General features: G+C 70.4%; 12 protein-coding genes. 7 read left to right on the forward strand and 5 right to left on the reverse strand.

The genetic code is table 11. The features are described 5' to 3' along the window. Positions 1-96: 96 nt before the first annotated feature. Positions 97-579 (forward strand): nucleoside deaminase, encoded by a 483-nt coding sequence (locus A6A25_RS06095; protein WP_073886778.1) that lies wholly within the window; start codon positions 97-99, stop codon positions 577-579. Between the two features lie 249 nt (positions 580-828). Further along, positions 829-1,440: a hypothetical protein gene (locus A6A25_RS06100; RefSeq protein ID WP_073886779.1), complete on the forward strand. Its 612-nt coding sequence runs from the start codon at positions 829-831 to the stop codon at positions 1,438-1,440. On the opposite strand, the gene A6A25_RS06105 is transcribed toward A6A25_RS06100, so the two are convergent. From A6A25_RS06105 to A6A25_RS06125, 5 genes are all read right to left on the reverse strand, one after another. Then, positions 1,429-2,046, reverse strand: coding sequence for a response regulator (locus A6A25_RS06105; protein ID WP_073886780.1), 618 nt, complete (start codon positions 2,044-2,046; stop codon positions 1,429-1,431). The two genes, A6A25_RS06100 and A6A25_RS06105, sit on opposite strands and share 12 nt — an antisense overlap. Then, a complete protein-coding gene (locus tag A6A25_RS06110; RefSeq protein ID WP_241828516.1) occupies positions 2,043-3,245 on the reverse strand; it encodes a sensor histidine kinase in 1,203 nt (400 codons plus the stop codon). Before A6A25_RS06110 ends, A6A25_RS06105 begins: the two co-directional genes overlap by 4 nt. A 9-nt stretch (positions 3,246-3,254) precedes the next feature. Then, the gene (locus A6A25_RS06115) at positions 3,255-3,980 is read right to left on the reverse strand and encodes an ABC transporter permease (RefSeq protein ID WP_073886782.1); all 726 of its coding nucleotides are present in this window, start codon (positions 3,978-3,980) and stop codon (positions 3,255-3,257) included. Between the two features lie 4 nt (positions 3,981-3,984). Next, on the reverse strand, positions 3,985-4,893 hold the full coding sequence (locus tag A6A25_RS06120) for an ABC transporter ATP-binding protein (RefSeq protein WP_073886783.1): 909 nt from the start codon (positions 4,891-4,893) through the stop codon (positions 3,985-3,987). A 202-nt stretch (positions 4,894-5,095) separates the two neighbouring features. Then, positions 5,096-5,719: a DUF305 domain-containing protein gene (locus A6A25_RS06125; RefSeq protein WP_073886784.1), complete on the reverse strand. Its 624-nt coding sequence runs from the start codon at positions 5,717-5,719 to the stop codon at positions 5,096-5,098. 153 nt (positions 5,720-5,872) lie between these two features. Between A6A25_RS06125 and A6A25_RS06130 the strand changes: the two genes are divergently transcribed. The 5 genes from A6A25_RS06130 to A6A25_RS06150 all read left to right on the forward strand — a co-directional run bounded on the left by A6A25_RS06130 (position 5,873) and on the right by A6A25_RS06150 (position 11,910). Continuing rightward, positions 5,873-7,372 (forward strand): LVIVD repeat-containing protein, encoded by a 1,500-nt coding sequence (locus A6A25_RS06130; protein WP_073886785.1) that lies wholly within the window; start codon positions 5,873-5,875, stop codon positions 7,370-7,372. A gap of 233 nt (positions 7,373-7,605) precedes the next feature. Continuing rightward, positions 7,606-8,220, forward strand: coding sequence for a hypothetical protein (locus A6A25_RS06135; protein WP_073886786.1), 615 nt, complete (start codon positions 7,606-7,608; stop codon positions 8,218-8,220). Between the two features lie 408 nt (positions 8,221-8,628). Then, a complete protein-coding gene (locus tag A6A25_RS06140; protein ID WP_198932583.1) occupies positions 8,629-10,848 on the forward strand; it encodes a hypothetical protein in 2,220 nt (739 codons plus the stop codon). 116 nt (positions 10,849-10,964) lie between these two features. Then, positions 10,965-11,420, forward strand: a complete 456-nt coding sequence (locus A6A25_RS06145; RefSeq protein WP_073886787.1) for a hypothetical protein — start codon at positions 10,965-10,967, stop codon at positions 11,418-11,420. Next, positions 11,407-11,910, forward strand: a complete 504-nt coding sequence (locus A6A25_RS06150) for a DUF3995 domain-containing protein (protein ID WP_073886788.1) — start codon at positions 11,407-11,409, stop codon at positions 11,908-11,910. Before A6A25_RS06145 ends, A6A25_RS06150 begins: the two co-directional genes overlap by 14 nt.

Genomic DNA, 11,910 nt, shown 5'->3' on the forward strand with positions numbered 1-11,910 from the left:
TCCGGCCCCCGATCCGGCATTCGATCCCCGCGCCCGTCCCCGTCCCGAACGACGCGGCCACCGTGGTGCGTTCGCGCACGCCCCGAGGAGTACCCCATGACCACGTCCGTGTCCCCCGAGCACACCTGGCTGCGCGAGTCGATCGAGCTCGCCACCCGCAACGTCGCCGAAGGCGGCGGACCGTTCGGCGCGGTGATCATCCGGGCCGGCGAGGTGATCGCCACCGGCACCAACCAGGTGACCCCGACGCTCGACCCGACCGCGCACGCCGAGGTGGTCGCGATCCGGACGGCGTGCCAGGCCATCGGCGACTTCCGACTCACCGGCTGCGTGCTCGTGTCCTCGTGCGAGCCGTGCCCGCTGTGCCTGTCCGCCGCGCTGTGGGCCCGGGTGGACCGGGTCGTCTACGCCGCCGACCGGCACGACGCCGCCGCGGCCGGGTTCGACGACCGCGAGTTCCACGAGCTGTTCGGCAGGCCCCGCGAGACCTGGAGCCTGCCGGTGCACCAGCTCTCCACGGGCGAGGACACCGCGCCGTTCGCGGCGTGGCTGTCCCGCACCGACCGCATCGACTACTAGCCGGAGGAAACCCCGGAGGCGGAACCCGAGCAGACGACGTACCCCGGAGCGGCCACGAGCCGCAGGTGCTGACCGGAGCACTGAGAACACCGACTCGAAAGCGTTCGGCGGGGCCGTGCTCGCCGGCTTCGCCCGGCCGAACGCGCCCACCGGCACGGGAAGGACGTCATGGCCCGGCTCAGGGGCGACTGGAGCGCATACCCGGGCTCGGTGTCATAGCGTTCGTCCTCATGCGACTCGGGGGGGCTCTTGTTCGTGCTGTTGGCGCTGGTCGGCTGCACGGCACAGGCACCGGCGGCGGCGTCACCGCCGTCGAGCACGACCACGGAGGTGAAGCCCGACCCGGCCGCGCTCCAGGCCCAGGTCACCGCGGCACGCATCCCCGACGACGAGCTCGCGCCGCTCGGTTTCCAGCCGAAGGGCAGCGACCCGGAAGGCATGGGCTTCGTCGTGATCTGCCCGCAGGAGCTGGCGACCGATGGTGCCATGGCAACGGTCCAGGAAACCCACTACTGGGGAACCGCCAAGGGCGCGGCCGTGGTGCAGACGATCATCCCGTACCGCCGGCCCGGCGCCGCCGAGGAGACCGTCGACCTCGCACGGGCCTCGCTGGACTGCCCGCCCTCCGAACTCAATGCCGAGACCTACACCCCCGTGGGCGAGCTGACCGTGGTCGACCTGCACGCGGACGCGCAGTTCGCGATGTGCTTCCACAAGTCCGACGACACGTACCTGTGCCAGCTCGTGCTGAACAAGGGGGACATGCTGGTCGTCCTCACGCACATCGGGAGGACCGAAGTCTCGGCCGCACTGGCGTTCGCGATCGTGGGACCTGCCGCGGCGGCGCGGCTAAGCGCCTAGCAGTCCCCGTTCGTAGGCCACCGCCACGGCGGCGGCGCGGTCCTTCACGCCGAGCTTCGCGTAGACGTGCACCAAGTGCGTCTTCACCGTCGCCTCGCTGATGAAGAGCTTCGCCGCCGCCTCGCGGTTCGTGCTGCCGCGCGCGATCAGGCCGAGCACCTCCACCTCGCGGTCGCTCAACGGCTCCGCCACGGGCTGCCGCACCTGACCCACCAGCCTGGTCGCCACGGACGGTGACAGCACCGCCTCTCCCCTGGCCGCCGAACGCACCGCCCGGAACAGCTCCTCACGAGGCGTGTCCTTCAACAGGTACCCCGTCGCACCCGCCTTGATCGCGGGCAGCACGTCACTGTCCGTGTCGTACGTGGTCAGCACCAGCACCCGGGTCGGACAGTCGCGCAGCCGCTCGATGGCCGTGACGCCGTCCACGCCGGGCATCCGCAGGTCCATCAGCACGACGTCCGGCCGCAGCGCCCGCACCACGGTCACCGCCTCCTCGCCGTCCGCCGCCTCACCCACCACGTCGACGTCACCGGTGCTCGCGAGCATCCCGCGCAGCCCGTCGCGCACCACCGGGTGGTCGTCCACGATCACCACGCGGATCACGGCGCCACCTCGGCGGGGATCGCGGGCACCGACGCCGACACCGCCGTGCCGCCGCCCGGCTCGGACTCCACGACCAGCGCGCCCGCCAGGCGGGACACCCGCTGCCGCATGCCGACCAGCCCGAACCCGTCCGTCCGCGCCTCCGGGTCGAACCCCGCGCCGTCGTCGCGCACGTCCAACGTCACCACGTCCTCCATGTACGACAAGGTCAACCCGACTCGGGAAGCGCGCGCGTGCTTGGCGACGTTCGACAACGCCTCCTGCGCGGCACGCAGCAACGTCACCTCCACTTCGGGGTGCAGAGCGCGCGCCGCACCAGTCGTGTGGAGGGACGCGGCCACCCCGGTCTGATCCGTCCAGCCCGCCGTGACCTCGGCCAACGCGTCCGGCAGGTTCGCGTCCACCAGCGCCGGCGGGCGCAGGGCGTGCACCGAACGACGGGCCTCGGCCAGGTTCTCCCGCGCCAGCCGCAACGCGGTCTCGACGTGCCGCGGCGGGTTCTCGTCGGCCTGCAGCTGCGTGATGATGCCGGCGAAGCCCTGGGCGAGCGTGTCGTGGATCTCCCGCGCCAACCGCTGCCGCTCGTCCAGCACACCGGCCTCGCGCGCCTGGATCAGCAACTGGGCGTGCAGACCGGCGTTCTCCTCCATCATCGCGGCCAGGTCGGCGACCATCTCCTTGCGCCGCCGCGACTGCTCGGTGGTGACCAGGCCGAGCATGGTGAACGTACCGGCGATCGTCACGATGACCAGCACGATCGCCAGGTAGATCGCGATCGCGCCGAACTCCGCCGCCGGCAGGCCGCCGTGCAGGGACGTGGCCGCCAGCACGCCGTTGGCGACCACCCCGGCGAACTTCCACCGGCCGGGCAGCACCTCGATCGCGTAGACGTACCCGGCGAAGGAGAAGAACCCGAAGATCGGCTCACGCAGCCCCAGCACCGCGTACGCCACCAGGACGCCGACGAAGAACACCGCCATCAGCCCGGTCCTCGACCGCCAGCCCGGGTGCAGGGTGAACCACCACAGCATCCACAGGCCGGTGGCTGCCGCGATGCCGACGTTGACCACCTGGGTCTGCCACGGGTCCGGTTCGAGCGCCAGGTAGACGGCGGTCGGCAGGACCAGCACGAAGTACGGGATGAGGTGCCCGACGGCGTCCAGGCGCTTCTCCCAGTCGTCGAGATCGGCCCTGCCCACGCGCACCCCTCACTCCCAGCGGAACGACTTCGCCGCGACGGTACCCGCCGCCACCGTGACCAGCGCCAGCACGCCGAGGTGCACCGGGTCCGGCGCGGCGCCCAGCCACGACTCCTGCAACGCCTCGACGCCCGGCGGCAGGTACTCGCCGATGGTGTTGAGGAAGTCCGGCAGCAGGAACCGGGGCAGGTACACGCCGCCGAAGAACATGACCAGCATGAACACCACGGTCGCCCAACCGCCGGCGGTCCGCGCGTTCGGCGCCCAGGCCGCGACCAGCAGGCCGATGGCGGACAGCGACAGCATGCCGAGCAGGAACGTCACCAGGAAACCGAGCGGGTGGTGCGGCAGGTCGATGTCGAACACCGCCCGGCCCACGACCATGAGCAGCACGATCGAGATCACGCCCGCGATCAGGTTGACCAGCACCTGCGCCACCAGCAGGCGTGCCGGGTGGACCGGGGTGGTGGAGAAGCGGCGCAGCACGCCCTTCTCGCGGTAGGTGGCGACCGTGGTGGGCAGCTTGTTCAGCCCCAGGAACGCCAGCGTGACCACGACCAGCGAGGACATGTAGGCGTCGATGAACCGCTGGTTGTCGAAGTTCGGGTCGGGGGTGCGCAACGCGGGGATCGCGCCGAGCACCAGCAGCAGGATGGCCGGGAAGAGGACGGCGAACACGACCATGCTCGGCTCGCGCAGGAACAGCTTCCACTCGGTGTTGACGATCTTCAGCATGCGGTTACTCCGAGAGCTTGCGGCCGGTGAGGCGGATGAAGGCGTCGTCCAGGCCCGCCTGCTCGATGCGCAGGTCGGCGGCGACGATCTGGTTGCGGGCGAGGACGGACGTGACGGCGTGCAGCAGGTTGCCCGTGCCGGTCACGACGAGCTGCGGACCGTGCCGCTCGACCTGCGTGACCTCGGGCAGGTCCGCGAGCAGCGCCACGTCGAACGGCGTGGCGGGCCGGAACCGGACCCGCTGCTCACCGTCCACCCGGGACACGAGCCCGGCGGGGCTGTCGACCGCGACCAGCTTGCCCGCGTCGATCAGGGCGAGCCGGTCGCACAGCCGCTCGGCCTCTTCCATGAAGTGGGTGACCAGGACGACCGTGACGCCGGTGTCGCGGACCTGCTCGACCAGTTCCCACGTGTCGCGGCGCGCCTGCGGGTCCAGGCCCGTGGTGAGCTCGTCCAGCACGGCGACCTTGGGCTTGCCGATCAGCGCCAGCGCGATGGAGACGCGCTGCTTCTGGCCGCCGGAGAGCTTGCGGTACTCGGTCTTGGCGCGGTCGGCCAGGCCCAGGCGTGCCAGCAGCTCCCGCCAGTCGGCCGGGTCGCGGTAGAACGACGCGTACAGGTCCAGCGCCTCGCCGACCCGGATGCGGTCGGGCAGGTCGCTCTGCTGCAGCTGCGCGCCCAGCCGGGTGCGCAGCTCCGCCCGGTCACGTCGGGGGTCCAGGCCGTCGACCCTGATCGTGCCGCCGTCCGGGGAGCGCAGGCCCTCCACGCACTCCACGGTCGTCGTCTTCCCCGCCCCGTTCGGGCCGAGGATGCCGAAGATCTCCCCTTCGTCGACGGTGAACGAGACACCGTCCACGGCGACCTTCCGGTCGTAGGTCTTGACGAGGTCTTCCACCTCGATGATTGCCATGCCACCAGCGTCGTCGCGACGGCGTCCGACCGGATCACACGGCGGGCCACACCTCGCATCAACCGATCGGTTGATCTTCCCTTAGACCACCCCGAGCCGCCCTCAGGGGTGCACCTGAACGTTGAATTCAGGGGTCCTGAGCGTTGGACTCTCGCGTTCTGAGCGTTGGACTCTCGCGTTCGGGAGGTAGGACACGCGGGGGTCAGGGGATGGTGATGGCCTTCATCCGCTCGACCTCGTCGGTCTGCGACACGGCCACGTCGTTGGCCATCTCCTCGACCCGCACGTCACGGCCCGACGACAGGACCTCGATCGCCATCCGGACGGCACCCTCGTGGTGGGCGATCATCAGCTGGAGGAAGAGCCGGTCGAAGTCCGCGCCGCGCGCCGCCTTCAACGCGGCCAACTGCTCGTCGGTGGCCATGCCCGGCATCGACCGGTGGTCGACCTCCGGCAGCTGGGTGCCGTGGCCGTGCGCGGGCGCGTTCTCCGCGTACTGCCGCTGCCACTGCTCCATCGCGGCGATTTCCGGACCCTGGGTGTCGTGGATGCGCGACGCCAGGCCGCGCACGGTCTCGTTCTGGGCGCGTTCCGGCGCCAGGGCGGTCATCTCCAGCGCCTGTCGGTGGTGGACGATCATGCGGGCCACGTACTGCAGGTCCGCATCACTCGGCGCGACCCAGCGATCGGTGCCGAAATCCTCGGGCGCCAAGGTTTTCGCTTGCTCACCGGGCCCCTGCGGCGCGATGATCGGAGGCTGGTCGTCCGGCTGGGACGTACAGCCCGCCAGGACGGCCACCAACACCGCGACGAACACGATCCGCATCCCGCTACCCCCTAGAACCTCCGGTCGGCCGCCAACGTACCCGGCGGTCCCACCTGCCGGAAGTCAGAAATTTACCGACGATCGGGTCTGGTACTTAGCCTTGCGAACGGGTGATACTGCGGACCCTGCACCGGGTTGGAAGGGGAACCTGAAGTGGAAGTACGTGAAGTGACCCGCCGCCGCAGAAGGCCGGCGGCGGTCCTGGGCGCGTTCGCGCTCAGCCTGTCGGTCGTGGCCTGGGCGCCGCAGGCGACCGCGGCGCCGGACGACGCGGACCTGGCCGGACTGTCCGAGACGCAGCTGTCGAGCCAGGAGCAGGCGGCCACCGGCCTGCCCGGCGTCGACGAGATCCGCCACACCCGCAACATCAAGCACCTGGCGAACCTGCCGAAGCCGGCGCCCTTCACCGCCTCGTCCACGTGGTCCGACCTGGCGTTCCAGAACGGCTACGCGTTCGACGGCAACTACGACGGCTTCGTCATCTACGACATCCGCCGGCCGCGCAAGCCCTCCATCGTGAGCACGGTCTGGTGCCCGGGCTCGCAGAACGACATCTCGGTCAAGGACAACCTGCTCTTCCTGTCCACCGACTCCTCGCGCAGCGACAACTCCTGCGCCAGCACGCCGCTCTCCGCGACCAACAAGGACGCGTGGGAGGGCATCAAGATCTTCGACATCAGCGACAAGAAGAACCCGAAGTACGTCGCCGCGGTCGAGACCAAGTGCGGTTCGCACACGCACACGCTGGTGCCTGACAAGAAGGGCAAGAACGTCTACCTGTACGTCTCGTCGTACGGGCCGAACGCGAACTTCCCGGACTGCCAGCCGCCGCACGACCTGATCAGCATCGTCAAGGTGCCGCTGAAGGACCCGGCGTCGGCCTCGCTGCTCAGCGAGACCGTGCTGTTCCCGGACGGCGGCAACCCCGGCCGTGACGGCACGATCGAGGAGGGCTACGTCCGCGCCACCTCGGGCTGCCACGACATCACCGTGTACCCGTCGAAGGACCTCGCGGCCGGCGCCTGCATGGGTGACGGCGTGCTGTGGAACATCTCCGACCGGGAGCGGCCCCGCGAGATCAGCCGCGTCCAGGACAACGTGAACTTCGCGTTCTGGCACTCGGCCACCTTCAACAACGAGGGCACCAAGGTCGTCTTCACCGACGAGCTCGGTGGCGGCGGCGCGCCGACCTGCAACGAGAAGATCGGTCCGACCCGCGGCGCGGACGGCATCTACGACATCACCGGACGCGGTGACGACCGGGAGCTGGAGTTCCGCTCGTACTACAAGATCTCCCGGACCCAGGGCGACACGGAGAACTGCGTGGCGCACAACGGTTCGCTGATCCCGGTGCAGGGTCGCGACATCATGGTGCAGGCGTGGTACCAGGGCGGCATCTCGATCTGGGACTTCACCGACTCCCGCAACCCCAAGGAGATCGGCTGGTTCGAGCGCGGTCCGCTGCCCAACGGCGCGGGCGGCGGCTCGTGGTCGGCGTACTACTACAACGGCTACATCTTCTCGTCCGACATGGCCAAGGGCTTCGACGTGCTCGACATCCGCGACCCGCGGACCGCGACGGCGAAGGCCATCCGCGTCGGCGAGTTGAACGTGCAGACGCAGGGCTCGTACCGGGACCTGTTCCCGCGCTAGCCCGGACGGTCCACCCGTCGTGACACCCCGGAGGGGCCCGCCGCTGCCCAGCGGCGGGCCCCTTCGCCCGCTCGGCGGTGCCCCACCGCACACGACACTGCATATTCCCCCTTTTAACACCGTATTTTCGCGGCCCGGTACTCCTTGGCGGTGAATTCGTCCGCGCTTCCTCCTACTCAGCGTAGGATCGGAGCCGATTCCTCTTCACGAATTCCTCGCGAGGAGTATTTCCCATGCCGGACATGACCCTCTACCGGGGTGAGCGCGACAATGTCTGGCCGGCCCCCGCCGTGCGCCTCATCTGGGGTGGCATGACCATTCGGGACCCGTGGCCGGGTGCCCGCCTGCCGAACCAGACGGCCACCGGCGCGTGGTCGGCGCTGTCGCGGGCGATCAGCACGAGCGGCGGCGACCTGGCCGCGTTCTCGCGCAGCCTGCGCGCGGCGGGCGTCTCCTACGGCCTGAACTTCACCCGCACGCCCGTGCCCGTCGACCCGGACTGCGACCACCACTACGTGGTCACGATCCACCACGCCCGCACGTTCCTGCTGCGCTACGGCGGCGTCGGCGGCTGGACGCTGGGTGACGAGGTGCCGTGGGTGGATGACCCGGGGCCGGCCGACCAGGATTACGTGGTGCTCAACGGCCCGAGCGTGAGCCGGTCGACGGTGTTGGGTTACGGCCATTTCGCCGATACGCCGGAAGTCACCTTGTTCACCGATGTGCCGACCAATTGGGTGACTTCGGTGAACGGCCAGCCGATCGGCGCGCGCGGTGTGCGCGTTTTGACCGATTCGGCACTTTCCGACGACGAACGGCTCAGGTTGACGAAATTGCGCCGCCCGTAGCGCCGCGCCTGCTCGCGATCAGCGGCGCGACGAATCCGACGAGCACGACCGGCGGCCTACGTATGCCGAGCCAGGAGGAATGTCGGCCGGGTCCGGCCGGGTCCGGCCGGTTGACGGCGACACCGGGCGGATGCGCCCGGACCAGCCCAGGGAGTCCACCATACGGCCTACTCGACACCGTCCACGCTCACCTTCGCGGAGCCTGACACTGGGCCGTTCGGACGGTCCGCGCTCGGAAAGGGATGAATCCCGGACCCGATTTCTGCCGAATCGTCTACTCACCTTTCCGGGTGCGGTAACGGGTGCCCGCCGGCCTTCGACACCCGGTTGTCACGTGACGGAAATGCCCGAATGCCTGCCGAACCCCGAATGAAGGGCAGATCCATGCGTCACCCGCGAAGATCCCTAGTGCTGGCTGCCGTCGGCACGCTCCTGATCCCCCTCGTCGGCACTCCGTCGGCGTCCGCCGCCCCCGTTTCCGGCGAGGACGTGCTCTACACGCTGGACGCCGACTTCGACCAGGGCGTGCTCCAAGACGTCAACCACGACGCCCCGAACAACGACCAGCTCCAGCTCAACCGCCAGAGCGTGTTCTTCCCCTACGTCAACGTCGCCGCCTCCGCGCGCGGCACGATGGTCCGCATCGACGTGAACACCGGCGAGATCGTCGGCGAGTGGTTGTCCGCGCCGGACGGCCAGGGCCGCAACCCGTCCCGCACCACCGTGGACAAGCTCGGCAACACCTGGCTGTCCAACCGCAACGAGGCGGACGGCGGTCGTGGGTCGGTGACCCGGGTCGGCGTCATCCGCGGCGGCACCCGGACCAACGCCGACGGCACGCCCAACCCCGCCGGCGACTACCTGAAAGGCCCGTTCGGCTACAACACCTGCGTCGACCGCGACCAGGACGGCCTGTACGCCACGTCACGCGGCCTCGGCGACATCCGGCCGTGGACCAACGCGGGCGGTGCCGACGCCAACGGCGGCGTCACCACGGCGGCCGACGAGTGCCTGATCACCTACAGCCGGGTCGCGGGCACCAACACCCGCACGGTGGCCGTGGACGCCAACAACGACCTCTGGACCGGTGGCTCCAACACCCAGCACCAGAAGATCTCCGGCGTCGACGGCTCGCCGCTGACCGCGCCGGTCAGCTTCGGCTGCGGCGGCTACGGCGGCCTGGTCGACCAGGCGGGCACGCTGTGGTCGGCCCGGTTCGGCGCCAACCTGCTGCGGTACGAGCCGGGCACCGGCACGGGCGCCTGCCTGGACGCCTCGCACGGTGACTACGGCCTGGGCATGGACCCGGTGACCGGCGAGATCTGGCACACCCAGGTCAACTCGGGCAACACGGTCAAGCTGGACCCGGCGGGCAACGTCCTCGGCACCTTCCCGCACGGCCACCCCCGCGCCCAGGGCGTCGCGGTCGACCGGGACGGCAACGTCTGGGTCGCCCACGCGCTCGACAACGGCACGAACACGGTCGGCCACCTGCGCACCGACGGCACGTTCGTCGGCAACGTGGTCCTGCCCGGCGGCAACGGCCCCACCGGCGTCGCGGTCGACACCAACGGCAAGGTGTGGGTCACCAACATCAACTCCAACAACGCCCAGCGCATCGACCCGGCCGCCGGTCCGGTCGGCAACGGCGGGTTCACCGTCGGCGCGGTCGACCTGACCGTCGACCTCGGTGCCGGCGCCGGGCCGTACAACTACAGCGACATGACCGGTTCGGTGCTCGGCGAGATCACCGCACCGGTCGGCACGTGGTCGGTGGTGCAGGACGGCGGTGTCGCGGGCCAGACCTGGGGCACGGTCACCTGGAACACCGAGGCGCAGGGCAGCGTCCCGCCGGGCACGTCGATCACGGTGGAGGCCCGCACGTCCGACACCGAGGCGGGGCTGGCCGGCGAGGCGTTCACGCCGGTGGCCAACGGGGTGGAGTTCGCCCGGGTCGGCCGGTACATCGAGGTGCGGGCGACGTTGACGGCGAGCCCGTCCGGTGACAGCCCGGTGCTGTCGGACCTGCGGATCAAGACCTCGGAGCGGACCGGCGTGTTCTCCTGCCAGGCGACCGCGCTGAACCTGGCCGGGATCGTGGTGGCGCGGGCCAACCCGCCGGACGTGCCGTGCGTCGACGACTACGAGAACGTGGCTAACGTGAACCTGTCGGCGGGCATCCTGACCGTGCGGGCCAACGCGTTGACCGCGAGCACCGACCAGACACCGGACGACCTGCTCGCCACGCCGCCGGCACCCGGTGACGGCGCGGTGTCCAGTGCCCGGGTCGACTACACCCGCATCAGCAGCCTGCTGGTGACCATCGAGGTGGGCGTCATCCAGGCGAACGCCTCGGTGACGTGCGACGCGAACCTCAACCCGGTGTTCGCCGGTTCGTCGCAAATCGCGAGCCTGCGGATCAACGGGGTCCAGATCGCCGTGGGCAGCGCGCCGCTGACCATCCCGTTGGTGATCGGGTCGTTGCAGCTCAACAGCACCACCACCACGTCGACCAGCGTGGTGCAGCGGGCGTTCGCGCTGGACACCCTGCTGACCGACGTGGTGCTCGGTGAGGCGAGGGCCAACGTCGAGCCGACCGAGCCCGGCGGGAGCCCCTGCCGGGTCTGAGAGCGGTTCGACCGGCTCTCAGCCGCCACCGCGTCCGGCTGAGAGGACACCCGCGGGAACCGTCGCATTCCTCATGATCGGGGATGCGGCGGTTCCCGCGGCCCTATCGTCGGGCCATGGTTGATCCCGAGCGCCGGCGGCGCTGGCCGGCGTACACCTTGGCGTTGCTGTTCCTCGGGTATGCCGCGGGCAAAGCCGTGTTCGCCGCGCAGGCCCGGCTCGGGTTCCCGGGCGGGCCTCCCGTGTCGGCCGCCGAGACCGAGGCCTACTTCCTGGACCCGGCCGTGGCGCAGTGGTTCGCCTCCGCGTCCGGGTTGGCGGGCGCGTGCGTCGCCCTCGCGACCGTCACGCCGTGGGTGCTGCGCAAGGTGCCGCGGACGTTGATGCTGGTGGTGTTGGCCGTCATGGCGCTGGCGGTGGTGGGTGGCGCCGGGATCATGGTGCTGGACGGGTTCATCGGTCTGGCCGTGGGCTGGCGGTGGTACCACGGCGTGCTGGGGCTCGTGGTCGGCGGGCTGTGCGTGGAGATGGTGCGGTCCTACGTGACGGGGACGAAGCGTGTCGCGGCCTGACCGGGCGCGGCTGGGCGGGTACGGCGCGGCGGCGTGCGCGGCGGCCTACGGCTCGATGAAGCTCGCCCAGGCGTTGGGCGCCAACGCGTTGGCGGACAAGGACCCCCTGCCGCCGCACCTGCGTGACCGGCTGCTCGCCCGCGATCCCTTCTTCGTGACGAGCCACTGGGTGCTGGCCGCTGCGGCGGTGGTGGGTGTCGTCGTGGCGCTGGCCACCGTCCGGGGCACGGTCCTGCCGCGCCTGCTGAGGGTGGTCGCCTGGGTGTTGGGCATCTTCATGATCGCCCGGTCGATCGGTGTGGCCGGGTTCGGCTTCGTCGGCGACGCGCTGGTCCTGACCGGCATCAGCGCGCCGCCGCCCGAGCACGCCGAGTTGGCCCGGATGCTGGCGTGGTGGGACTTGCTGCTGTGGTCACCGTTCTTCCTGGTCTGGGGCGTGTGCTGGGCAACCGCCGGGTGGCGGCTCGGTCGGCTGCCCGGCACCGCGTGA

The sequence above is a fragment of the Saccharothrix sp. CB00851 genome, from assembly GCF_001905065.1.
Taxonomy (GTDB): Bacteria; Actinomycetota; Actinomycetes; order Mycobacteriales; family Pseudonocardiaceae; genus Actinosynnema.